Origin of the sequence: Streptococcus sobrinus DSM 20742 = ATCC 33478 (genome assembly GCF_000686605.1) — a bacterium.
Taxonomy (GTDB): Bacteria; Bacillota; Bacilli; order Lactobacillales; family Streptococcaceae; genus Streptococcus; species Streptococcus sobrinus.
Map to the genome: position 1 here is coordinate 25,320 of NZ_JMLC01000011.1, position 22,346 is coordinate 47,665.

General features: G+C 41.2%; 23 protein-coding genes. 12 read left to right on the top strand and 11 right to left on the bottom strand.

Features of this window, described 5'->3' with window-relative positions:
• The first annotated feature begins 76 nt into the window (after window positions 1-76).
• Window positions 77-2,842 (top strand): AAA domain-containing protein, encoded by a 2,766-nt coding sequence (locus BS63_RS0105120; protein ID WP_002962096.1) that lies wholly within the window; start codon window positions 77-79, stop codon window positions 2,840-2,842.
• 112 nt (window positions 2,843-2,954) lie between these two features.
• Here the strand turns inward: BS63_RS0105120 and BS63_RS1000000111775 are convergent, their stop codons facing one another.
• Window positions 2,955-3,710: an IS982 family transposase gene (locus BS63_RS1000000111775; protein WP_080693958.1), complete on the bottom strand. Its 756-nt coding sequence runs from the start codon at window positions 3,708-3,710 to the stop codon at window positions 2,955-2,957.
• A gap of 168 nt (window positions 3,711-3,878) precedes the next feature.
• Here BS63_RS1000000111775 and BS63_RS0105130 point away from each other — a divergent pair, with 168 nt between their 5' ends.
• The gene (locus tag BS63_RS0105130; RefSeq protein ID WP_002960953.1) at window positions 3,879-4,928 is read left to right on the top strand and encodes an ATP-binding protein; all 1,050 of its coding nucleotides are present in this window, start codon (window positions 3,879-3,881) and stop codon (window positions 4,926-4,928) included.
• 130 nt (window positions 4,929-5,058) lie between these two features.
• Here the strand turns inward: BS63_RS0105130 and BS63_RS0105135 are convergent, their stop codons facing one another.
• Both BS63_RS0105135 and BS63_RS0105140 read right to left on the bottom strand, forming a co-directional pair.
• Window positions 5,059-5,277, bottom strand: a complete 219-nt coding sequence (locus BS63_RS0105135; RefSeq protein ID WP_002960955.1) for a type II toxin-antitoxin system RelE/ParE family toxin — start codon at window positions 5,275-5,277, stop codon at window positions 5,059-5,061.
• Window positions 5,274-5,513 (bottom strand): type II toxin-antitoxin system Phd/YefM family antitoxin, encoded by a 240-nt coding sequence (locus tag BS63_RS0105140; protein WP_002960957.1) that lies wholly within the window; start codon window positions 5,511-5,513, stop codon window positions 5,274-5,276. Before BS63_RS0105140 ends, BS63_RS0105135 begins: the two co-directional genes overlap by 4 nt.
• Before the next feature lie 585 nt (window positions 5,514-6,098).
• On the opposite strand from BS63_RS0105140, the gene BS63_RS0105145 reads away from it, so the two are divergent.
• The 5 genes from BS63_RS0105145 (at window position 6,099) to BS63_RS1000000111780 (ending at window position 11,433) form a co-directional block, all read left to right on the top strand.
• The gene (locus tag BS63_RS0105145) at window positions 6,099-6,851 is read left to right on the top strand and encodes an ABC transporter ATP-binding protein (RefSeq protein ID WP_002960959.1); all 753 of its coding nucleotides are present in this window, start codon (window positions 6,099-6,101) and stop codon (window positions 6,849-6,851) included.
• Between the two features lies 1 nt (window position 6,852).
• A complete protein-coding gene (locus BS63_RS0105150; RefSeq protein ID WP_019788996.1) occupies window positions 6,853-8,808 on the top strand; it encodes an ABC transporter permease in 1,956 nt (651 codons plus the stop codon).
• A gap of 108 nt (window positions 8,809-8,916) precedes the next feature.
• Complete coding sequence (locus BS63_RS0105155) at window positions 8,917-9,582, top strand: response regulator transcription factor (protein ID WP_002960963.1); 666 nt, start codon at window positions 8,917-8,919, stop codon at window positions 9,580-9,582.
• On the top strand, window positions 9,579-10,520 hold the full coding sequence (locus BS63_RS0105160) for a sensor histidine kinase (RefSeq protein ID WP_002960965.1): 942 nt from the start codon (window positions 9,579-9,581) through the stop codon (window positions 10,518-10,520). Before BS63_RS0105155 ends, BS63_RS0105160 begins: the two co-directional genes overlap by 4 nt.
• 220 nt (window positions 10,521-10,740) lie before the next feature.
• Window positions 10,741-11,433 carry an SDR family NAD(P)-dependent oxidoreductase gene (locus BS63_RS1000000111780; protein WP_303660100.1) on the top strand — a complete coding sequence of 231 codons (693 nt, stop codon included), beginning with the start codon at window positions 10,741-10,743 and terminating at the stop codon, window positions 11,431-11,433.
• A 42-nt stretch (window positions 11,434-11,475) separates the two neighbouring features.
• Here BS63_RS1000000111780 and BS63_RS0105175 read toward each other — a convergent pair whose 3' ends face one another.
• The 3 genes from BS63_RS0105175 to BS63_RS1000000112075 are packed head-to-tail and all read right to left on the bottom strand — an operon-like array spanning window position 11,476 to window position 12,407.
• A complete protein-coding gene (locus tag BS63_RS0105175) occupies window positions 11,476-11,682 on the bottom strand; it encodes a helix-turn-helix transcriptional regulator (protein WP_002960970.1) in 207 nt (68 codons plus the stop codon).
• Window positions 11,683-11,686: 4 nt separating this feature from the next.
• Window positions 11,687-11,998 carry a DUF6442 family protein gene (locus BS63_RS0105180; protein ID WP_002960972.1) on the bottom strand — a complete coding sequence of 104 codons (312 nt, stop codon included), beginning with the start codon at window positions 11,996-11,998 and terminating at the stop codon, window positions 11,687-11,689.
• Between the two features lie 34 nt (window positions 11,999-12,032).
• Window positions 12,033-12,407, bottom strand: coding sequence for a DUF6442 family protein (locus BS63_RS1000000112075; protein WP_002960974.1), 375 nt, complete (start codon window positions 12,405-12,407; stop codon window positions 12,033-12,035).
• A gap of 106 nt (window positions 12,408-12,513) precedes the next feature.
• Here BS63_RS1000000112075 and BS63_RS0105190 point away from each other — a divergent pair, with 106 nt between their 5' ends.
• Window positions 12,514-12,984, top strand: coding sequence for an FUSC family protein (locus BS63_RS0105190; protein ID WP_002960976.1), 471 nt, complete (start codon window positions 12,514-12,516; stop codon window positions 12,982-12,984).
• 268 nt (window positions 12,985-13,252) lie between these two features.
• On the opposite strand, the gene lysS is transcribed toward BS63_RS0105190, so the two are convergent.
• The gene (gene lysS / locus BS63_RS0105195) at window positions 13,253-14,743 is read right to left on the bottom strand and encodes a lysine--tRNA ligase (RefSeq protein WP_002960977.1); all 1,491 of its coding nucleotides are present in this window, start codon (window positions 14,741-14,743) and stop codon (window positions 13,253-13,255) included.
• Between the two features lie 271 nt (window positions 14,744-15,014).
• Between lysS and BS63_RS0105200 the strand changes: the two genes are divergently transcribed.
• From BS63_RS0105200 to BS63_RS0105215, 4 genes are all read left to right on the top strand, one after another.
• The gene (locus tag BS63_RS0105200; RefSeq protein ID WP_002960980.1) at window positions 15,015-16,103 is read left to right on the top strand and encodes a LysM peptidoglycan-binding domain-containing protein; all 1,089 of its coding nucleotides are present in this window, start codon (window positions 15,015-15,017) and stop codon (window positions 16,101-16,103) included.
• 43 nt (window positions 16,104-16,146) lie between these two features.
• Window positions 16,147-16,611 carry a hypothetical protein gene (locus BS63_RS0105205; protein WP_019777038.1) on the top strand — a complete coding sequence of 155 codons (465 nt, stop codon included), beginning with the start codon at window positions 16,147-16,149 and terminating at the stop codon, window positions 16,609-16,611.
• Between the two features lie 360 nt (window positions 16,612-16,971).
• Complete coding sequence (locus BS63_RS0105210; protein WP_028798467.1) at window positions 16,972-17,721, top strand: DUF4767 domain-containing protein; 750 nt, start codon at window positions 16,972-16,974, stop codon at window positions 17,719-17,721.
• Window positions 17,722-17,809: 88 nt separating this feature from the next.
• A complete protein-coding gene (locus BS63_RS0105215; RefSeq protein ID WP_002960986.1) occupies window positions 17,810-18,715 on the top strand; it encodes an HAD family hydrolase in 906 nt (301 codons plus the stop codon).
• Window positions 18,716-19,338: 623 nt separating this feature from the next.
• On the opposite strand, the gene BS63_RS0105220 is transcribed toward BS63_RS0105215, so the two are convergent.
• From BS63_RS0105220 to BS63_RS0105235, 4 genes are read right to left on the bottom strand one after another with little or no spacing between them, the layout of a single operon-like run.
• On the bottom strand, window positions 19,339-19,989 hold the full coding sequence (locus tag BS63_RS0105220) for an amino acid ABC transporter permease (protein ID WP_002960988.1): 651 nt from the start codon (window positions 19,987-19,989) through the stop codon (window positions 19,339-19,341).
• A 14-nt stretch (window positions 19,990-20,003) separates the two neighbouring features.
• On the bottom strand, window positions 20,004-20,711 hold the full coding sequence (locus tag BS63_RS0105225; RefSeq protein WP_002960990.1) for an amino acid ABC transporter permease: 708 nt from the start codon (window positions 20,709-20,711) through the stop codon (window positions 20,004-20,006).
• 15 nt (window positions 20,712-20,726) lie between these two features.
• Window positions 20,727-21,551, bottom strand: a complete 825-nt coding sequence (locus tag BS63_RS0105230; protein ID WP_002960992.1) for a transporter substrate-binding domain-containing protein — start codon at window positions 21,549-21,551, stop codon at window positions 20,727-20,729.
• 13 nt (window positions 21,552-21,564) lie between these two features.
• The gene (locus BS63_RS0105235) at window positions 21,565-22,329 is read right to left on the bottom strand and encodes an amino acid ABC transporter ATP-binding protein (protein WP_002960993.1); all 765 of its coding nucleotides are present in this window, start codon (window positions 22,327-22,329) and stop codon (window positions 21,565-21,567) included.
• Between the last annotated feature and the right edge of the window lie 17 nt (window positions 22,330-22,346).

Consider the following 22,346-nt stretch of genomic DNA (forward strand, 5'->3'; position numbering starts at 1 on the left):
CTGTTTTTCTGTACTGCTTTTACATAAAACAAATTTTTCTCTTAATCATAGAAAAACAGGAATAGGGGTAATTGTTATGCCAAAATCTCGTGATAACCTTATCATCCTTACGGATAAAAATGGAATTGATCAAAATGAAACGTACAATATTTTAAACTGCCAGTACAACAAGAAGAGAAGAAACTATGAAATTATTTTTAGGTCAGACTCAGATAAAATTTATTACTATAGACCAGAGAGGGTAGATATCACCCAAAAAGGTAAAGTATTAGCTCCGGAAGATTATAAAATTTCCAAAGTAGGTGGGGAGTTCACTTTTTTTAATATAAAATCCATATTAAAATATGAAGGACGCAAGGATGTTTATTATCTAATTGAGTATAAAAGCAACAAAGGAAATGACATTCGCTTTTATAAAGGGAGTGAACTATATATTACCCAATCTAGTCTTGCAAATCCAACTAGTAAACGGGTTTTTAATTATTTAAAAGATATCGCTCAGCTGAATAGTTTGAAAAATCCTGAAACAGAAGAACAGATACTTGCTAAACGGTATGCAAATATGTCTTTTTTATCTCCTGAAACAGCTTTGTCATTGTATATAAATCCATCAAAATTGAGGGAACGTCAAGGTTTTAATGGTCAACTGATATTTCCTTTCGGTTGTAACCGTAGTCAGTATGAAGCGACAAAAAATGCTTTTGAAAATCAAATTAGTGTAATTCAAGGTCCACCAGGTACAGGTAAAACACAAACTATTTTAAACATACTTGCAAATATTTTGCTGCAAGGTAAAACGGCCTTGGTTGTCTCCAATAATAATGCAGCTATAGAGAATGTCTATGAAAAATTATCAGATTCTCGCTACCAATTAAGCTTTCTATCTGCATATCTAGGAAATTCTGACAATAAAGAGAAATTTATCAAACAACAACAAGATTTTTACCCAGACTTGAAGTTGGTTAAAACGGTTGATAGAGAGTCTTTTTCTAAGATATTCAAGAATATAGATGTGATTTTTCGCCTGCAGGAACAGATCGCAGGGCTCAGGCAAGAACTCTCAGATTTAGATTTGGAGTATCAACATTTTGAAGATTATTTTAAAGGACAAAAGGTTGAGCCACTAACCTTACACCTTAAGTCTTCTCGTAAAATTTTATCTTTGTGGCAGGATTGTGAGGCAATACACAAAAGTTATACCAAAACGAATCTTTTCTTTAAAATTAAGAGCTTTTTCAAATATGGAATTCTGGATTGGGCATTTTATCAGCAAGATATTGCAGACCTGACAGTCAATTTTCAAAATCTTTTTTACAAACTCAAGAAAGAGGAGTTGCTAAAAAAGTTGGAAGAGAAACAAGCGAAAATGATCTCGGTAGATGGAGAGGGGCATTTAGTGCGCTTGGCAGATGAATCAATGATTCTATTAAAATCTGTCTTATCACAAAGGTACCCAGCTTCTTCCAAACGACAACACTATGAGGTGGATGATTTATGGAAAAATTCGCAACAGTTTTTGAAAGATTATCCTATTGTTCTGAGTACAACTTTTTCCTCAAAGACAAGTTTAGGTGGGGATGTCATTTATGATTATTTAATTATGGATGAGGCTTCACAGGTTGATATTGCTACAGGAGCCCTAGCACTGTCTTGTGCTAAAAATGTTGTTGTGGTTGGAGATGTTCATCAATTGTCTCATATTGTAAAGACAGGGGATAGGAAGCAGAGTGAACAGGTTTTTCAAAAATATAATTTATCCGAAGGGTATCGTTTTACCAATAGCTTTTTACAATCTATCCTAGATGTTCTACAAGATTGTCCTCAAACTTTGTTGAGAGAGCATTATCGCTGTCATCCTAAAATTATCAATTTCTGTAATCAAAAATTTTACGATGGTGAACTAATAGTAATGACTGAAGATCAAGGTGAGGAGAATGTTCTACGGGCAATCCGTACACCTAAAGGGAATCATGCTAGGGCTCATTATAGTCAAAGAGAAATAGATATTATCAAAAAGGATATTCAATTAAATTATCCTATTAATGAAAATAATACTGCTGTGATTACCCCTTATCGGAATCATGCTAATCAGCTTAATGAGCAAATTGAAGAATTGGATAGTGACACGGTACACAAATTCCAAGGAAGAGAAAAAGACGCTGTTATCCTTTCGACGGTTGATAATGTTATTACACGATTTACGGATAATCCAAATCTAATGAATGTTGCGGTATCTCGAGCTAAAAAGAACCTCTTTCTGGTCATGACGGGTAATGAACAGTCGCCCGATAAGAACATTAGTGATTTATTAGGTTATATCGATTATCATAACTTTGAACATCGTGAAAGTCCGATTTATTCTATTTTTGATTATCTCTATAAGCAGTACGAACAGGAGAGGGAGAGATTTTTCAAAAAACGTCAGAAAATATCCAGATATGACTCAGAAAATTTAATGTGGAAGCTACTGAATGAAATTCTGAAAAAGGATGGATATGACAGTATCGAAATTATACACACCTATCCTGTTCGACAAATTATCAAGGAAAAATCTCGGCTGTCGGAAGATGAAAAAATCTATATTTCCCAACCTAATACACATGTTGATTTTGCACTATATAATCATGTAACTAAACAAATTGTCTTAGCGGTGGAGGTGGATGGTTATAAATATCACAAAAAGGGCAGCGAACAATTTAAACGAGATCGAAAGAAAGATGCTATTTTTGAAAAATATGAGATACCTCTTGTGCGTTTTAAAACTAATGGTAGCCAGGAAGAAGAGCGCCTACACAAGGTTTTGAAAAAGATACTTTCTAGTGAACAAGGTATAAGAGAATAATTTTTTATGAACTTTAATAACTATTCGACAAAACTTATATAAAGTTATATAATAAAACAGAAGTTATATAAACTTATATAAGAATATAGAAGTTACTCGTTGTGCTAGTTAATCAGGCATAAGCCTTAGAATACTTCAAACTCAGCCCAAATTCATTTTGACTATTTTCTAGCATGAGTGAATAGATGAGTAAAATAGCTTCTACTCTAAACTGTAATGCCCGAAGGTTTCGACAGCGTAAATTCTCAATGCCAAACTGTTCTAAGCTCGAAAAGACGGTTTCAATCGGTTTGCGCAATCGGCTAATTTTATAGTTCTCAAACCAAGAATAGTCCGCTATATTTTTCCTGAGTTGAGAAATTAAGGTGATACCACAATTGGCCAACTCTTTCTTAACCTGCTTGTCAATATAGCCCTTGTCTCCATAAATCAGTGGAATAGAGCTGTGTTCCAGTAATTGAAAAGCCACTTGGCTATCGTAAACAGAGGCTGACGTTACTACATAATCCAAAGGAAAGCCCCTATCGCTGACTAAAACGGAGAACTTCACCCCGTAGTAGTGAATCTTCTTCGTGGCGTTGTATCCGATGTTAGCGACTTCTGATAAAAGGCTAGCTCTTAGATTACGGATGGGATGACATAAGGCACAGGGAAAACTGTCAATCAGGCCAAATGAAGAGGTCTCACAAAGGGAGGATACCATAAAGTAGCGTATGCGTTGGATGCTTTGGGAAAGGTTTTGACAAATCCGACAAAAGCGGGAACGTTCTGGAAAGTCATCTGGTTGCTTTTGTAAGTGAACGTTTCGCCGATGCCTCACGCAGTAGGGAACGAAGCGGTCATAAAGTGTACTCACTTTTGTTAGCAAAACTGAAAAAATATCTTGTGTTTGATGTGGATTTGCGAGATAATAGTCTTGGCTTTGCCTATCATTCCCTCATTTCGTGGTTGTTCTGAGTTTATGATAGGCAAAGTTTTTTATTTTGGCTAGTGTTAACTAGCACAACGGGTAGAAGTTATAAAAGGAGAAAAAATTATGGAGAGTAACCCTTTTACTTTGGGCTTTGGGAAGACTCCGCATACCTTCATTTCCCGTACCTCGGAGATACAAAATGTCATTGAGGATTTTAATTCGGACTTGCCTGCTTCGCAGTCTTATTTGATTACCGGGGTGCGTGGTTCAGGAAAAACAGTGACCATGACAGCAATTGCCAACTCTTTGAAAGAAGAGGAGGAGTGGATAATTATTAACCTCAATCCCAATCGTCCTCTTTTGGAGACTTTAGTTGCCAAGCTTTACGATCAGCCAGATTTGCAGCCCTTGTTTATCAAAGCCAAGTTTAATTTATCCTTGTTTGGATTAGGGGCTTCCTTTGAGAAGGTGGCACCGGTTAGTGATATCGAAGTGGCCTTGGAGAAGATGCTAAATCAGGTTAAGGAAATTGGGAAAAAGGTCCTAGTGACCATAGATGAGGTGACCAAGTCAGAAAATATTAAGATTTTCACAAGTAGCTTTCAGCTCCTAATCAGAGAAGACCTGCCAATTTTTCTCTTAATGACCGGTCTTTATGAAAATATTCATGAACTCCAGAATGACTCTACCCTGACCTTTCTTTACCGTGCCCCAAGAATTAATCTCGAACCTCTGGATATGGTATCCATCAAGAATCGCTATAAGGAGATTTTTAAAATTCCTGCTAGTAAGGCTAAAAGAATGGCTGAACTGACCAATGGCTATTCTTTCGCCTTCCAGACCTTGGGTTATCTATGTTGGAAGAATAGAGAATTCTTGGAGGATGAGACGGCTCTATTACCTGCCTACGACGACTATCTCCAGAGTTATGTTTATCAAAAATTATGGACAGAACTTTCTCCTCAAGATCGTAAGGTTTTGTCGATCTTATCCGATGAGAAGCTAACTAAGGTCAAGGAGCTAAGAGAGCAACTGGGTTTTAGCTCCAGTATGATGTCAGTTTACCGAGACCGTCTTAAACGCAAAGGCCTGATAGATGTTAGTAGTTACGGTTATGTCTCTCTAACACTCCCCCGTTTAAACCGCTATATTTTAGATTATGAAGAGTTATAATTTTCCCTGTTTCTTCAATATTCAATTTCCCAAATAACCGACTAGCTCAGTAAGCTAATCGGTTATTTCTTTGGTAGTCGCTGCTCATAGTGAGACCAGGCAGACCAGATTTTAACAAGTTTTTGCTTTTTTAAATGCTATATACGACTCTGTGTTGAACATTGATACGCATGGAATAGATTTCTTTATTTTTGGGATTTAACTTTTCCATACGTCTGACTCGGTTGTAAGGATTTTCCTTGAGAATAGCGACAATTTCATTAAAATCCTCTTTTAGTCTTACCTGCTCTAATTTCGGAATATCATCTCGTTTGACAAGTTTGTGAGGAGCCACAATCCATTGACTCATAGGGCATCCTCTAATGAAAAGTCGTCTTTGGTTTCATTTTCCATACGGTCAAGAACTGTAGACAGAACACCAGTATTTTCAAGGTATTGTAGCTCTTTAAGGGCACGGTAGTCTGCTAAGGACATGAGAACCACTCCATCACCTTCATTGCCAACAGAGATTTCCAATTCCTCGTGGTTTTCAATTACTGATTTGGTGACATTGTAGATATCTTTTCTAAAACTTGTAAGATTCATTTCATTCTCTCCTCTCCAATCTCTATTTTCATTCTAACGTACCTTTTTGACGTACGTCAGATGTTTGAGTAATTCTTATGGGGAATTAACAAACCCATAATATTTGATATTCTTTAAGTCCCTTGCAATAAGTTCTAAGTTATAAAAAGAATAAGAGATAGAATCCGCCCATAATGCTGATAGTTAGAATTTGATTAGTCACCGATTAGAGAAAAGCTAGTCGGTTATTTTTTGCTAGTCATTGTTCACAGTGAGACTATAGTAACTATATTTTAAATAAATTTTCCGAAGTTTTGAGTGCTCATTCCCTTTCACAAGTTTATCTACGCCTCTTTTAAAAATGACCTATCAAAGCCTTTCGATTGTTTACTTTAGTAAACTATGTAAAGTTATATAAACTTATATAAGAAACCGAAAGTTATATAACATTTTCCTCAACCTTACAAAATTGTAAGGTTCCTGGCTAGATTTGTAAGTGTGGTGCTGGCGATTTTCGATAAACTAGAGACAGAAAAGTTAAAGGGATTCTTTTATGAAAATGAAGTCCGTATATTTTAAGCTATAATAGTTAGAAAGAGGTTTGTTATGCTATTAGAGATAAATCATTTGGAGAAGGTCTTCCGCACGCGGTTTTCCAAGGAGGAGACCAGAGCCTTGCAGGATGTCGATTTTAAGGTTGATGATGGAGAATTTATTGCCATCATGGGCGAGTCGGGGTCAGGTAAGACCACTCTACTTAATATTCTGGCGACCTTGGAGAAGCCAACCAAGGGGTCGGTTATTCTGGGTGGTCAAGATATTACTAAGATTAAGGAAAGCAAGTTGGCCAGTTTCCGGCTGAAAAATCTGGGCTTTGTCTTTCAAGAGTTCAATCTCCTAGACACTCTTTCCGTGCGGGATAATATCTTCCTGCCCTTGGTTCTGGATCGCAAGGGTTATCAAGAAATGGAAAGGCGTTTGCAAGATATTGCAGCAACTCTGAGGATTTCTGACCTCCTAGACAAGCGCCCCTTTGAGCTATCTGGTGGTCAAAAGCAACGGGTAGCAGTAGCCCGCAGTCTCATTACCAATCCGCAAATACTTCTGGCTGATGAACCGACCGCAGCTTTGGATTATCGTAATTCCGAGGATCTGCTTAATCTTTTTGAAACCATCAATGAGTCCGGTCAGACCCTGCTCATGGTGACCCACTCAGCCAATGCTGCCAGCCACGCTAAGCGCGTGCTCTTTATCAAGGATGGCCGCATCTTTCACCAGTTCTACCGCGGAGAGAAGAGTAATCAGGAGTTCAGTAAGGAAATCTCCCTGGCCATGTCAGCCTTGTTAGGAGGTGAGTAGGATGTTCTACCTCAAACTAGCCAGTCGCAATCTGAAAAACTCCCTAGGACAGTATGGCCCCTTCATGTTGGCCAGCCTCCTGCTCTTTTCTCTGACTTGCTCAACCTTCTTGATTCTCCTTAGCCCTATGGGAGAGGGAATGAGTACGGGGGCCATGACTCTGGTGCTAGGAGCCATTGTTCTATCTATTTTCTCCCTAATCATGGAGCGCTACAGTTATAAAATTCTGCTCAAGCAAAGGAGTCGTGAGTTTGGCCTCTACAATATCCTAGGGATGAATAAGCGTCAAGTTGGCTGGGTCGCCACACTAGAACTGGGCATCATTTTCCTCAGCCTCATGGTCTTTGGCATGATTTTCAGCGGGGTCTTTGCCAAGTTTCTCTACCTGATTTTTGTCAATATTGTCGGCTATGATAAGCTCAATTTGCAACTGACGGTCCTTCCCTTTATCCTAACCTTTATTATATTTAGTTTCATCTTTTTCATCTTAGAGCTGACAGCCCTCCGGTATATTCGAAAGTCCTCTCCTTTGAATCTCTTCTCCAAGCAGGAGCAGGGAGAAAAGGAACCTCGGGGGAATATGATCCTGGCTGGATTGGGTGTTTTATCCCTAGGTTACGCTTATTATTTAGCAGTCACTTCCAAGGATTCCTCTGCCCTAGCCGTTCTCTTTCGTTTCTTTTGGGCAGTTCTGCTGGTCATTGCGGGCACCTATCTCTTCTACATCAGCTTTATGACCTGGTACCTCAAACGCCGGCGGAAGAATAAGGCCTATTACTACCAACCCCAGCACTTTGTTTCCACCTCCCAGATGATTTTCCGGATGAAGCAAAACGCTAGCGGTCTCGCTAGTATCACCCTTCTGGCCGTCATGGCCTTGGTGACCATCGGCACAACGGTCTCCCTCTACAGCAATACCCAGTCAGTAGCGGATAGATATTATCCAAAGGAAATTCGCATTTCTTATCATACAAAAGGCGATGAAGGTCCCAAGCTCTTCAAGCATGATGTTTTGGATAAATTAGGAAAGTCAGATGACGGAGTTGTTGATTATACAACTAGTGTGATTGCCATACCAATCGGTAAAGAAAAAGAAATAAATGTGGATACTTCAAATGTCTTGAAGATGTCTGCCTCAAAAACAAGTTTTGTCTATCTCATCACTCAGGATGATTTCCGTAAGTTAGGCAATGATTTGCCTAAGTTGAAAGATAACCAAGCTGCCTTTTATGGGGATGGAGGTAAGACTCAATTAGATCAGTTAACTATATTTGGAAATAAATACCAAATCCGTAAGAATTTTAAACAAGTTCATTTACCAGAAACGGTTGTAACCTATAATGTAGGGGTGCTAGTTCTAGCAAATCAAGACCAGGTTCAATCAATTGAGGATGCCTATAAGCCCTATCTTTCTAAGATCACTACCATAGGTCAAACCTATACAGCCTATCTAGACTTATCCGATAAGGAGCTCAAGGAAATTTCTCCTGATGGCCTAACAGTCGGTCAAGGAAAACAGGTCGGGGTTATTGATACCAAGCAGGCCTACTTGTCAGATGGTTACAAACTCTTCGGTGGCCTCCTCTTTACCGGTTTCTTGCTGGGAATTTCCTTCCTCCTAGGTGTCGCCTTGATTGTTTACTACAAGCAATACTCCGAAGGACACGAGGACAAGAAGTCCTACAAGATTCTGCAGGAGGTTGGCATGAGCTCCAAGCAGGTTAGAAAGACCATCAACTCCCAAGTCATCTTTGTCTTCTTCATGCCTCTGGCCATCGCCACCATTCACTTTCTCTTTGCTATTCCCATGCTTAAGCAGATGCTCTTGCTCTTTGGAGTGACAAGTTCAAATCTGGTTTATCTGGTCAGCGGACTGACCATTGTGGCCATCGGTTTGATTTATTTCATCATCTATCGCCTAACCAGTCGAACCTACTACCGAATTATCGAACGTTAGCTCTGCTGGAAGGCAAAATTTACAGAAAAAGGCTCTCAAATGAGGGCCTTTTTGGTAAAATAGCAGTGATGATCCGAAAAGAGCACCAACCAGAAAGAAAGGACAGTCATGGCACATCAAGGGAAAATTTTTATTGTCGAAGATGATCCAACCATCGTCAAGCTGCTTAAGGACCACCTGTCTACCGACTATCAGGTGGAAGCCAGTCAAAATTTTCGGGATGTCCGCAGAGAGGTCGAAGCCAGCCAAGCGGATTTGATCTTGATGGATATTACTCTGCCTTATTTCAATGGCTTTTATTGGACAACAGAGATTCGTAAGACCATGACCCTACCCATCATTTTTATCTCCTCCAGCGATGATGAGATGGATATGGTCATGGCTCTCAATATGGGCGGTGATGACTTTATTTCTAAACCCTTCTCCCTGCCTCTTCTGGATGCTAAGATTCAAGCCTTTCTCCGTCGGGCCCAGCTCTTTACCAGCGATGATTTTCATTTGGGAGATTTTACTCTTAGCCGAGAAGGAGTTCTCTCAAATGGTTCAGGTCAAGTCAGCCTGTCGCCAACGGAAAATAAGATTTTGATTATTCTTCTTTCCCATCAAAATCAGGTGGTTTCTAAGGAGGAACTCTTAGAAAAGCTCTGGGAAAATGAAAATTTTATTGACCAGAATACCCTCAGTGTCAATATGACTCGCTTAAGAAAGAAGGTCAGCCCACTGGGCTTTGAGCATATTCACACCGTGAGAGGAGTTGGCTATCTACTCAAATGATTAGAAAATATCTGCAAGAATACAGCATTTGGTATGTCATTTATGGTCTCATGATGGGGCTCTTTCTCCTGACCTTCTGGCTCTACCATTTACCTATCGTCTACTTTGTCAATAGCCTAGCCCTCAATCTCCTGATTCTCCTAGGCATGACGGTCTGGTTTTTTTTGAGATTTCGCAGAAAAATGCTTGACTTAGAAACCTATACCGCTGATTTAGGCCTAGAGGAGTCCCTTCTTCCCAGTGACCAAGCCTACCTAGCCATTATTGCTGAATTGGAGGCCAAGGAAGCAGACAGTCAGTTGCAGGCCACCAGCCAAATCAAGCAGTTGGAGGCCATGGTCAAGATGTGGTCCCACCAGATGAAGGTACCCATTTCGGCTCTATCCCTCATGGCTCAGACTGATAATTTGGACAAACAGGAGGTCAGGCAGCAGCTACTCCGCTTGCAGAATTATCTCTCAACTCTCCTGGCCTACTTCAAATTCAGTCAACACCAAGATGATTTCCGCTTTGAAGCAATCTCTGCCAGAGAGGTCATGGTCAACTTAATCAAGACCTATCGGGTCGCCTGCCTGGCCAAGGAGCTGTCCGTTGAGATTGAGGGAGACTGGCAGGTTAAGACCGATAAGAAGTGGCTGACCTTTGCCCTGTCGCAAATTTTGGACAATGCCATCAAATACTCTAAGCAATCTGGCAGCATCACGGTTTTTATGAGCGAGACAGGTCTGGCTCTTAGCGACCAAGGCCTGGGGATTCTTCCAGAAGACCTACCGAGACTGTTTGATGAAGGCTTTACGGGTTACAATGGTCATGAACACCAGAAGGCTACTGGCCTGGGTCTTTATATGACCAAACAAATCCTTGATAGTCTGGGACTTTCCATCCAAGTCACCAGCCAAGCAGGCCAAGGAACGACCGTCTGGGTGGGAAAACATTAGTAAGAAGGCTGTTCATCTTATGATGGACAGTTTTTTCATGGGTTAAAAGCTAGTAAATGTAAGCGTTAACGCTCGAAAACTTGTATAATAAAACTGTATTACTAATTAGGAGGATTATCTTATGGATTTGGGACTTAAAGGAAGAACGGTTATTATTACTGGTGGTGCCAGTGGTATCGGTAAGGCTACTGCCCAAGCTTTTGCAGCATAAGGAGCTAATCTGGCTTTGGCTGATTTAAATCAGGCTGGCCTAGAGGCTATGAAGGACAGTATTAAGAACGTCAAGGTCCATGTTGAACAGGTTGATATTACCGATGCTAAGGCCTGCGAAGAGTTTGTCGCTAATGTTGCCAAGGAATTCGGTCGGATTGATGTCCTCTGCAATAATGCAGGGACCGGAATGATGGGGGACCTCCTGACCTTCCCGGAAGAGGTCTTTAGAAAGCATGCGGACCTGATGATGTATGCACCAATTCGCTTGATGAACCTCTGTATTCCTCATTTTAAGGAAAATGGTTGGGGTTCTATCGTGACCATGGCCTCCATGTTTGGTAAGCAACCAGGTGGCTTGCTTAGCTATGATGCCATCAAGGCAGCCGATATTATGATTAGCAAGGATTACTCAAATTATTGTGCTCCATTTAATGTCAATGTCAATTCTGTCTGCCCTGGACCAGTGGCAACGCCACTTTGGTATGAAAAAGGCCAACTGGGAGATCAGTTGGCAGCTGTAACAGGAAAAAGTGTCGAAGAATCTATCAAATGGTTCGCCGAAACCAACATTCCTATGCAAAGATTTGCTGAGCCCGAAGAAATAGCCAATGCAGCGGTTTATCTGGCTTCAGTACCGGGTCACTACATCACTGGAACGGCTCTCAATGTCGATGGTGGTACGGTCAAGACAATCGTTTAATAATAAGGTTAAAGGCAGCCCAGCTGTCTTTTTTACATGCCACTAAAAGTAGAAGAGCTCTTCGAATTTTTTATCCAAGGCAATGCAGATAATCAAGGCCAGTTTAGCCGTTGGACTGTACTGACCCGTTTCTATAGACGAAATCGTATTGCGAGAGACTCCGACCAGTTTTGCTAAAGCTCTCTGAGAGAGCTTTTTTTCTTTGCGGGCTTCCCTAAGGTGGTTCTTTAGAATTAGTTTTTCTTCCATATAATCACCTTAGGTAGAAAAATAGATAAGCAATAGTCGCAATTGCCATTGTGGTTGAAAAAATTGCCATGAATAGGTGTAATTTTTTTCTGGCAGAGTTAAACTTTCCCCAGTCTTCAAAAGCTAAAGTGGCAAAACATATGATAAAGAGGTTAGCTTTAATATCTGGTCTATTATATTGAAGTAGACCAAGCCCAAGGCAGAGGTAAGCTAAAAATAGCGTCGTTTGACTTGTCCAACGCTCAATCTTGTTTCTTTCTCCTTCGTCTATATACGTCTTATTTTGTGCTTTCTTTAAAATATCTTTTTTATTCATTGTGTAGTCTTTCCTTTGCTTTCCCCAGTTAGGTTCAAAAGATATAACTATATAAACTAGCAATTAGCAATAAGAGTGAACAGGTGCTACCCAACAGGTAGGGGAGTTTTCGGGTAATGAAGTAATAGCCCAGTTGGGTAAAGAGACTAGTTGACCATAAGATGATTTCTAAATCATAAATGTCTCTTCCCCTAACAGATTGAATCGCAACGAGAATGGCAGTTACAATGTATAAAAATACCAAAGTCATCGTTGAGAAAGCTAGCTGATTCCTTTCCGTACGCTCATCGTTACCTTCCTTTTGTGCCTTTTTTAAAATATCCTTCTTATCCATAGCAGTCCTTTCTGCCAAGTTTACTTGGCGTTTTTCTGATTTTAGTTTAACATTGCCAAGTTTACTTGTCAACATGATTCTGCCATTTTATTTGATTAAGTCATTAAGACCTCCCCAATCTCCCACCTTCGCCGAATCCCCAAAAGTGAAAGTGTTATAATAGTCAAAAAGGAGGCGACCCATGCAAAATCAGCCCGTTCTCAATCGTCTTGACCTCAAGATAACCCTTTCAGTTCTTATTACGATTGGTCTTTCTTGGATTATTCCCTGGCTTTCTCCTTTGCCTGCAGCTATCTCGGCCCTACTCTGCGTTCAAGGCCAAGGAGTGGCCAGTCTCAAGGCGGGTTGGAATCGTCTTTTAGCCACTCTGATTGGTGGGATTTTAGGTGAGATCGTTGCCTTGACCTACACTAAATGGCAGGCCCATTGGTTACTCTTTCTCCAACTCTTGGTGACAATTTTTCTGACCCTTTGGTTGAGCAAAATCGTCAAACTTCCGCCCTTTATCTCCCGCATAGCCGTCCTGACCCTCTTGGTCGTCATTTATGTCGGTGAGGACCACAGTTTGGCCTATGTGGTCTATCGCTGGCTAGCGACCCTAGTTGGAGCAGTAGTAGCTTGGCTTGTTTCCCTATCTTTAAAAAATGACTAGTACTAGGAAAGCATTGCCAATAGCAGAGCTGATAAAAAGAAAACCGAGCATCCCAAATTTAGAATAAATTTTCTAGGTCTGAGATGTTCGGCTTTTATTGTTATACAGGCAGGACAGCCTAGAGCTTGCTCTCTTACTGACTTCCAGTCTTATTTTATTTCATGCTTGAAAGTGAAGAAGCCCAGTGGGCTCCTTCAGCAACGATTCAAAAAATGTGGGAAATCGCTGTGCTAGGAAAGCGGCAACAGGGCTTTCCTTTAGGTCCACGTTATTTCATAGTAGGGAAAAGTAATACATCGCGGATGGTGGTAGTGTCTGTCAGGAGCATGACTAGACGGTCAATACCGATTCCCAGACCACCCGTGGGTGGCATACCGTATTCCAGAGCTTCGACATAGTCGTAGTCGATGCCAGTTGCTTCATCGTCACCCAATTCCTTGGCGGCAGCTTGGGCCTTGAAGCGTTCCAATTGGTCAATCGGGTCATTGAGCTCGGTGAAGGCGTTACCGTATTCATGGTTCATAATGAAGAGCTCGAAACGATCGGTGAAGCGAGGGTCATCGGCATTTTTCTTAGCCAATGGGGAGACTTCGACAGGATGACCATAGACAAAGGTTGGTTGAATCAGAGTTTCTTCAACAAATTCTTCAAAGAAGGCATTGATGATATGGCCGACAGAAGTGAAGTGCTTTTCAAGTGGAACCTGCTTTTCTTGGGCCAAAGCCTTGGCTTCCTCTAGGCTCATTTGAGGCCAGAAATCAACACCGGTAACTTCTTTGATGGCATCCACCATGTGAATCCGTTTGAAGGGTTCATTGATTTTTATTTCAGTATCTTGGTAGACAAGAGGAGCATCGCCCTTGACTGCCTTGGCAGCGTGTTGAATGATACCTTCGGTCAGATCCATAATATCCTTGAAGTCCGCATAGGCTTGGTAAACTTCAATGGAAGTGAATTCAGGATTGTGGGTGGCATCCATACCTTCGTTTCGGAAAATACGGCCGATTTCGTAGACCCTTTCCATACCGCCGACAATCAGGCGTTTGAGGTGGAGTTCAGTCGCAATCCGCAAGACCATGTCCATATCTTGAGCATTGTGGTGGGTCACAAATGGTTTAGCGGCTGCCCCGCCAGCTTCATTGTGGAGGACAGGCGTTTCGACTTCCAAGAAGCCTAAGCTATCTAGGTAACGACGAATCTCGGAAATAATTTTCGAGCGAGTCACAAAGCGATCAAAGCTATCGTGGTTGGTAATCAGGTCCAAATAGCGTTTGCGGTACTTGGTTTCTACATCGGTCAAGCCGTGGAATTTTTCAGGCAGGGGACGCAGGGCCTTAGATAGGTGGGTCAGGTGAGTCGCCTTGATAGAGAGCTCTCCCATGTCGGTCCGCATGACTTGGCCTTCAACCCCTAGAAAGTCCCCAATGTCAGCCTTTTTAAAGATTTGGTAGTTTTCTTCTCCAACTTCATCCTTGCGGACATAGATTTGGATTTGCCCCTCACGGTCTTGGAGGTGGGCAAAGCCAACCTTACCCTTACCACGCTTGGTCATAAGCCGACCAGCAATCGTCGCCTTTTCGTCTAACTCATGCAGTTCTTCCTTGGTCTTATCATCGTATTTTGCCTTGAGCTCTGCAGAATTGACCGTCCGTTCAAAGCGTTTCCCAAAAGGGTCGATTCCCGCTTCAGACAGGGCCGCCATCTTTTCGCGACGGACAATTTGTTGGTCATTTAATTCTTGATTATGTTCCTGAGACATCTTTTTCCTCCAGTAGTTAGTCCTTTCTATTTTATCATAAAAAAAGGACATATGACATAGGAAAATCAGAGCATCCTCCCCTTTTAGACAAAATGCTGCAACTGGTTTAAGAGGAGCCCTAAAAACACGCAAATTAGCTTGACAATATTTCTGAAACTTTAGTATAATTTAGTAAAGAAATTGAAATATTTCTAATTTTTATTACCATTTACTTTTCTTACTTCCCTTATTTATGAAAAGCAAAAAACGATAATTTTTGGGAGGATTATCAATGCGTAAAAAAGAAGTTCTGGGGTGTGCTCTGATGATGGGTGCCCTTGTTTTGCCAATGTCTTTAGAAGCCAAGGTGGCTGCTAATAGCTTTTATGACAATCAAACAAATGCTCAGCGGGCAGATATTACTAATTGGGTAGCTAGTACGCCAGCACAAATTAGTAACAATATGGCCTCGCAAAAGATTAATACCAATCATTTGGATGGGGAACGCTATGTTATTCAATGGGGGGATACCCTTTGGGGAATTTCCCAGGCAACGGGAATCTCTGTGCAAAAGTTAGCCTACGATAACCATATCACGAATGTTGACCTGATTTATGCGGGGGATATCCTGATTCTCAAGCGTGACGGTCAGGTGCCAAAGGATTATAACTATAAGGGTTCTGGTCGCAATGTTGCCCAAACCACCATTAACATTAACTACACCTACCAGGAAAATAACACAGTTGTTATCGTTAACAATACTTCTTTCTATGAAGATAATCATATTGAACACAACTATCCAAGACAAGATGAGAAGGCCGGTAGTTCAATAAATGATAGCTTATCAGTTGAAGAAGATGGCGGCAAACAGGAAACAACCCTAAGCGAGGCCGATTATCAAGATGCTGTTCAAGATGAACTCAACAAGTTGATTAGTGAGGGCGGTGATAAGCAGGTTGATTTTCTCACCCATGCGACTGATACAGGCAGTCAAGTTAATGAATTAACTGAAAAAGAACTCTATGACAGTGAAGAAAAGCTTGATGTTAAAGGTATGGCTTCCACTAAAGAAGGGGCCAAAGCAACAGCTAAAGCCATCTATACACAATTAGAGGCAGATGGTAAACTGTCTGAATTGACGGATGCTGTCAAAGCTCAAATCACTGTTACTATTGTTGATAAGACAGAAATTGACTTTAATGTAACACTCTATAATGAAACTAAGGAATCGACGCAAGACAGTTCATCAAGCAGCACTAGCGGTAGAGAGAGTGACGACAAATCTTCTAGCAGCAGTAGTCGTGATGATTCCTACGATGATTCAAATTCAGACTCCAGCCAGACAGAATCGTCTGACTCTGTTACAGACTATGATGAGTAATCAATAAAAGGGAGAGGGAGAAATCATGACAAAACGTAAAATAATGTCTATTGTGGCAGCAGTACTCCTTGCCTGTGTTGTAGCAGGTGGTAGCTTTTATTATTATGCTAGCCATCATGTGGCCAGTATGATTCTAGGTCATGCCTATCAGTATACGAGTAGGCTAGATGGAAAAGATAACAGCCGGACTATGTATATTGCTTTTTCGGGAAATAGTGATAAGGCAATTGTCACCCAGGACAAATCAGAAGTCTTAAAGGCTATTCAGAGTGATGACCAATTTGAAAAAATTTATAAGACACAAAGCAAGAACGCCAGTTGGAAATATAAGGCTAATGGTAATAAGCTGACCCTAGGGAAAGTTGAAAATAAGCAACTTTCTCAATGGCAGTATAACAGTATCTTAGCCTTTGGAAAGCATTTTAGTTCTAGTAATTTCACCTACCAGATTGCCAAAGCTGGTCAGGGTCAGGTTAAACAAAAGATGACCTTTAAGCAGATTGACTAGTAAAAAATAACCTTTGAACAATGGCTATCTTGCTGAAGTCGTAAAAATATTACAATAGAGGATCTAGTGACGCTAGGTCCTTTTTAGTTATTATCTTGGTCAAAAAGTCAACAGAAAACAAGCGGATCTGATTCATCATTTATGATGATTGTTGATAGGTGGTGTCAGCCCTAGAGCCCTAGGTTAATAGCTAGCTCAGAAGCAGGAGTCCACTTGCCTTGTCTTTTATCTAAGAAAAATTAAAGATTCTTGACAGTTCGACTAAAAAGTTTGTTTGGAGAATTTTTCTAGCTGAGTTTGACCATTTAATTGGACCTCTCTCCAATTGGCTCTAAACTATGCTACAATAGGAATAATAATATGAAAGGCGAGACTTGGATGAAAAAATTAAGTCCTAAAGAATTGGCATGGGTTAGGAAGTTTGAAGAAATCAATCACCGTAAGCCAACTACTCGGGAAAGGCGAGCTGCCTTTGCCCAAAGGAAAAAGGCCTTAAGGAAGAAAAGAGCTGGCCTTTCTAATACTAGTAAAGTTCTTATTACTGTCTTAATTTTTACCTTATTAGTGGTCTTGACAATTTTAGTCTTGCAGCTGCGAGATGATAAAAAAGAGCTGGCCCAGTCTCGCAAGGAGGCACAGCTCACAAAAAAGGACGGTTCTTCTTCAAAATCAGGCGCTTCCAGCGGCTCAACAAGTTCTTCAATAAGTCGGAAAGACTCGGAGAATTCATCTAGCTCTTCCTCGGAAGTCTATAGTCAAGAGAGAAAATCTAAATACTGGAATTCTGACAAGGCAGCTAGTCTAGCAGACTTTATAGATTATTGGGGCCAGAAAATGAACCAACCGGATTATAAAGAAATTTCGGTTGACCTCCCCGTTTATTGGAAAGATGGTAGCGAACTCTCTAGGGATGAAACCATTGTTGATGGTTATGAATACTGGTATGGCGACAATAAAGTCCACCGTTATATTTTTGTGATTGATTCTACTGGCAAGGGTAAGGTTCTTTACTCCCAAGATAATAGTGGCAGTAAGTACACCGTTACAGAGACTGATAATATAGCCCTTAAAAATGGATTTGACAAAATTATTAAGGGAGCTAAATTTTAGTTGAATTGACTTTTTAAAGATTTATCAGAGTTTGTCTTTCCCAGTAAAAGATAGTATAATTTTGGGTAATAAATTCGAAAGGTCTATCATGATTACTTCTATTGTTTTTGATGTTGACGATACTATTTATGATCAACAGGCACCCTATCGCCAGGCGGTAGAAAAGTGCTTTCCCGATTTTGACATGAGCCGAATCAACCAAGCCTACATTCGTTTCCGCCATTATTCAGATGTTGGTTTTCCTCGAGTGATGGCTGGTGAGTGGACAACAGACTATTTCCGCTTTTGGCGATGTAAAGAGACATTGCTAGAATTTGATTATCACGAAATTGATGAGGCAACAGGACGGCATTTTCAAGAAATCTATGAGGAAGAGCTTGAAAATATCACCATGTTGGATGAAATGCGGATGACTTTGGAATTTCTCAAGGAGAAAGGTGTCTCTATGGGTATTATCACCAATGGTCCAACCGAGCACCAACTCAAGAAGGTTCGTAAATTGGGTCTCTATGATTATATTGAGCCAGGTCACGTACTTGTCAGTCAGGCAACTGGTTTTCAAAAGCCTGAGAAGGAAATCTTTAATCTGGCTGCTGAGCAGTTTGGCATGAATCCAGCTACCACGCTTTACGTAGGTGATTCCTATGACAATGATGTAGTCGGCGCCAAGACAAGTGGTTGGCAGGCTATGTGGTTTAACCATCGTGGTCGGACTCTTAAGCCAGGGACCAAGCCTGTTTATGATGTAGCAATTGATAGCTTTGAGCAACTCTTCGGAGCTGTTAAAATTCTCTTTGACCTACCTAACAGTAAGTTTTTCTTTGATGCCAATGACAAGGAAAATCCAGTCCTTAAAATGGGGATTGAAAATGGTCTTATGATGGCTGCTGAGCGGCTCTTAGAAAGTAATATGAGTGTAGATAAGGTTGTTATCCTGCTGCGGCTGACCAAGCAACAGGAGCGGGTTCTCCGTATGAAATACGCTCTGCCATAGTTAAAATAAATCTGAAAGCCGAGTTTGAAGGAATTTCAAGCTCGTTTTTTTCTCTCTTGGTAGATCTGACAGCTCAACATCAAGAATTACTGACGTCACTCAGATAGAGGATAGTCGTCTTAAATTACTTTGTCATTACAAAAAACTTACAGTAGTTGATACTGCCAGGGGAGAGTTAGTAAGGGAGATAGCTAAGGCACCCTAGTACCTAGCGTAGCTTAACAAGAGCAAAAGATCTTAGACAAATTTTCTGATATAACACAAGACCCCGGCAGCCGATGATACTGCTGGGGTCGAGTTAGCGGTGGAGGTGGCTGATCGTTATAGCGATTAGCGTAGTTTATCAGCTACTTTAGCACTTAGATTTTAAAAAAGACACGACATGAAAAAGGAACAGTCGACAATACTGTTCCTTTTGAATTAGTGATGGGGGTAGGCAAAGCACGCTAGTGCTTGCCGTTAGTCAGCAGTTACTTTACTAGCTAACTGATCTTATCCATCACGATACGAAGAAAAGGAAACCGATCCAGCTTCCTTTTCGTAGTTAGTAAGGGAGATAGCTAGGGCACTCTAGTGCCTAGCGTAGCTTGACAAGAGCAAAGCTCTTAGTCAAGCTTTCTCCGTTACTCCGCTGCTTGCTCCCACTTCTTAGAGAGGTGGCGGGAGTAACTGGAAATCATAAAGTTGACAACAAAGTAGGCTGCTGCAACGATAAAGTAAAGAGTGAAAATTTGACTAGTTTCAAAGTATTTTCCCATCAAAATTTGACTCTTACCAAAGAGGTCTTGAAGGGCAATGACTGAGTAGAGGAAGCTGGTATCCTTAACGACGGTAACAAACTGCGAGATGATTGACGGTAGCATCTTGCGGATAGCCTGAGGCAGAATGATAATCCGTAGGACTTGGAATTGTGTGAAGCCCTGTGCTAGACCAGCCTCAGTTTGCCCCTGATCAATGGCATTGAGTCCCCCACGAATGATTTCTGCCAAGGCAGCAGAAGTGAAGATGGTGAAGGCAGTAATACCAGCTACAGTTGCTTGCAGTTGGAAAACCAAGAAAACGATAAAAATCCAGAGCAAGTTGGGAACATTGCGGACAAATTCAATGTAGATGCTGGCAATGAGTTTGATGATTGGATTCTTTCCGTTCCGCATAACGGCCAAAATCATCCCGAAAATAGTCGAGAGAACAATGATGATAAAGGAAAGATAGATAGTTGTCCAGAGCCCTTGGGCAAGGAACCTAAGATTATAAGGTGCTAATAAATCTGACATCGCTTGCCTCCCTTCTATAAGCTATAGGTCTTCTTGTTAGCTTCTTCTTTTCGACGGCCCCAAGTTGCAACTGGGAAACACATGATAAAGTAGAGCAGGGCAGCACCAGCAAAGGCAGGTACATAGTTGGTAGTATCATAAGCCCAAGCCTTGGCGGTAAACATGATATCAGCTCCAGAGATGATAGCAACAGTAGAGGTATTCTTAATCAAGTTAACGACCTGATTAATCATCGGTGGAATGATAATTCTGACGGCCTGTGGCAGGATGATAATAGACATGGTTTCCCGATAGGTGAAGCCTTGAGAGAGAGCAGCCTCGGTTTGTCCACGGGGAATTGACTCAATCCCTGAGCGAATAACTTCTGACATGTAGGCACCGGTATAGACCCCGACACAGAGAACAGAGGTCCAGAAGGCTGGAACCTTAATCAAACCATTGGTTAAGATGGATAAACCATAGAAAACGAAGACAAAGTGAACCAGTAAGGGGGTGTTCTGGAAAATCTCGACATAAACCCGAGCGATGGCCTTGGCTAATTTATTGCGAGAAGAAGACATGGCTCCAAAAATCAGTCCCAAAAGCAGGGCCACAATCAGAGCACAAACAGCCATGCCCAGGGTATAAAAGAATCCCTTGGCGAACTGTCCGAAGTTGGCAAAGTAATCCGCCCAACGTGAAAGGGCGTAAGGATTGGTTGTATCTGTTGCTAGAATAAACATAAACTTAGCTCCTTTCTAGTTATTAGCAGGTTTGGCTGGTGTGAGTTTGTATTTTTTATAAAGCTTTTGCAAACTACCATCTTTTTGCCATTTAGCTAAGAGACTATTAACATATTCAGTCACCTGGCTGTTAGACTTTTTGCTGGCAATTCCATATTCCATGGTATCAAAACCTTGTTTAAGAATCTTGTTATTCTTGCTGACATAGCCCGATAAAATAGACTTATCAACTGAGAATGCATCAATCCGATAGGCCCGCAAAGCTATGGCTAATTCAGGATAACTCCCCAGCTGCATGTAGTGGAATTTGATATTGTTATCCTTGGCATAGGCCTCTAGAGATGCCTTGGTCGTTGACCCTTGTGCCACTCCAATGGTCTTGCCATCTAAGGCTTTAGGGCTATTAATCCCAGAAGATTTATTCACTAAAAATCCGATTTCATCATAGTAGTAGGGATTAGAAATACTGTAGTTGTTTTTTCGCTCATCGTTGATGGTATAGGTAGCAATCATCAAATCTGTTTGGCCGTTGTCTAGGAGAGCCTCCCGAGTTTGAGCTGTTACGGCCGTGTACTGAACCTTAACCCCAAGTTCTTTGGCAATTTTTTTGGCTAAATCAACTTCCATGCCAGTGTATTTACTTTTTTTAGAATCGTAGTAACCAAAGTTTGGAACATCTTGTTTGACTCCAACCTTTAGAACGCCGGCATCTTTAATCTTTTGAACTTGAGCTGGTAGTTTGCTCTGTGTTGCCGCTTGAGTGGTTCCCCCCATGGTCAGGAAGTAACTTCCCCCAAAAGCAAGTAGCAGAGCCACTAAAAGGAAGAAATTCTTTTTCATATATTAATACCTCTTATTCAGCTGAGACCTTGTCGCTGGTATGGTTGATAATCTTGGAGAGGAATTGTTTAGCCCGAGGTTCTTTCGGATTATCAAAGAAACCATCAACATCAGTTGTGTCTTCTAAAATTTCTCCTTCTGCCATGAAGATGATGCGGTCTGCCACACTACGAGCAAAGCCCATTTCGTGGGTAACGACCACCATGTTCATTCCTTCCTTGGCGAGATTTTGCATAACAGCCAATACATCCCCAATGGTTTCGGGGTCTAGAGCGGAAGTTGGTTCGTCAAAGAGCAGAAGCTCAGGATTCATTGCCAAGCCGCGCGCAATTGCAACCCGTTGCTTTTGACCACCGGAGAGCATTCCTGGGTATGAATCCTTGCGGTCCCACATATTAACGTAGGTTAAATATTTTTCAGCGATCTTTTCGGCTTCCTTTTGGTCCATACCCAAAACTTTAACAGGAGCTAGGGTAACATTTTCCAGAACCGTTTTATGTGGATAGAGGTTAAAGTGCTGGAAGACCATGCCGACTTCCTTGCGCAATTGAACCAGTTCCTTATTGGAAGCGTTGGAAACCTCGTGCCCATTAACCTTGAGGCTGCCAGTTTCGATACTTTCTAAAGCATTCATGGTACGAATAAGGGTTGATTTCCCAGAGCCTGAAGGGCCTAGGAGAACAACCACTTGACCTTTTTCAATTTCAAGATTGATATGACGAAGGGCGTGATAGTCACCGTAGTATTTCTCGACATTTTTGTATTCAATAAGTGCCATAGAGTCCTCCCTTGACA

Bases quoted from the DNA above. Each gene is read 5' to 3' on its own strand.
- BS63_RS0105155 (WP_002960963.1), top strand. From the start codon at position 8,917: ATGGCACATCAAGGGAAAATTTTTATTGTCGAAGATGATCCAACCATC.
- BS63_RS1000000112075 (WP_002960974.1), bottom strand. From the start codon at position 12,407: ATGTTGACAAGTAAACTTGGCAATGTTAAACTAAAATCAGAAAAACGC.
- BS63_RS0105140 (WP_002960957.1), bottom strand. From the start codon at position 5,513: ATGAATCTTACAAGTTTTAGAAAAGATATCTACAATGTCACCAAATCA.
- BS63_RS0105230 (WP_002960992.1), bottom strand. From the start codon at position 21,551: ATGAAAAAGAATTTCTTCCTTTTAGTGGCTCTGCTACTTGCTTTTGGG.
- BS63_RS0105190 (WP_002960976.1), top strand. From the start codon at position 12,514: ATGCAAAATCAGCCCGTTCTCAATCGTCTTGACCTCAAGATAACCCTT.
- BS63_RS0105215 (WP_002960986.1), top strand. From the start codon at position 17,810: ATGATTACTTCTATTGTTTTTGATGTTGACGATACTATTTATGATCAA.
- BS63_RS0105150 (WP_019788996.1), top strand. From the start codon at position 6,853: ATGTTCTACCTCAAACTAGCCAGTCGCAATCTGAAAAACTCCCTAGGA.
- BS63_RS0105200 (WP_002960980.1), top strand. From the start codon at position 15,015: ATGCGTAAAAAAGAAGTTCTGGGGTGTGCTCTGATGATGGGTGCCCTT.
- BS63_RS0105120 (WP_002962096.1), top strand. From the start codon at position 77: ATGCCAAAATCTCGTGATAACCTTATCATCCTTACGGATAAAAATGGA.
- lysS (WP_002960977.1), bottom strand. From the start codon at position 14,743: ATGTCTCAGGAACATAATCAAGAATTAAATGACCAACAAATTGTCCGT.
- BS63_RS0105225 (WP_002960990.1), bottom strand. From the start codon at position 20,711: ATGTTTATTCTAGCAACAGATACAACCAATCCTTACGCCCTTTCACGT.
- BS63_RS0105220 (WP_002960988.1), bottom strand. From the start codon at position 19,989: ATGTCAGATTTATTAGCACCTTATAATCTTAGGTTCCTTGCCCAAGGG.
- BS63_RS0105175 (WP_002960970.1), bottom strand. From the start codon at position 11,682: ATGGAAGAAAAACTAATTCTAAAGAACCACCTTAGGGAAGCCCGCAAA.
- BS63_RS0105160 (WP_002960965.1), top strand. From the start codon at position 9,579: ATGATTAGAAAATATCTGCAAGAATACAGCATTTGGTATGTCATTTAT.
- BS63_RS0105210 (WP_028798467.1), top strand. From the start codon at position 16,972: ATGAAAGGCGAGACTTGGATGAAAAAATTAAGTCCTAAAGAATTGGCA.
- BS63_RS0105205 (WP_019777038.1), top strand. From the start codon at position 16,147: ATGTCTATTGTGGCAGCAGTACTCCTTGCCTGTGTTGTAGCAGGTGGT.
- BS63_RS0105145 (WP_002960959.1), top strand. From the start codon at position 6,099: ATGCTATTAGAGATAAATCATTTGGAGAAGGTCTTCCGCACGCGGTTT.
- BS63_RS0105235 (WP_002960993.1), bottom strand. From the start codon at position 22,329: ATGGCACTTATTGAATACAAAAATGTCGAGAAATACTACGGTGACTAT.
- BS63_RS0105130 (WP_002960953.1), top strand. From the start codon at position 3,879: ATGGAGAGTAACCCTTTTACTTTGGGCTTTGGGAAGACTCCGCATACC.
- BS63_RS0105180 (WP_002960972.1), bottom strand. From the start codon at position 11,998: ATGAATAAAAAAGATATTTTAAAGAAAGCACAAAATAAGACGTATATA.
- BS63_RS0105135 (WP_002960955.1), bottom strand. From the start codon at position 5,277: ATGAGTCAATGGATTGTGGCTCCTCACAAACTTGTCAAACGAGATGAT.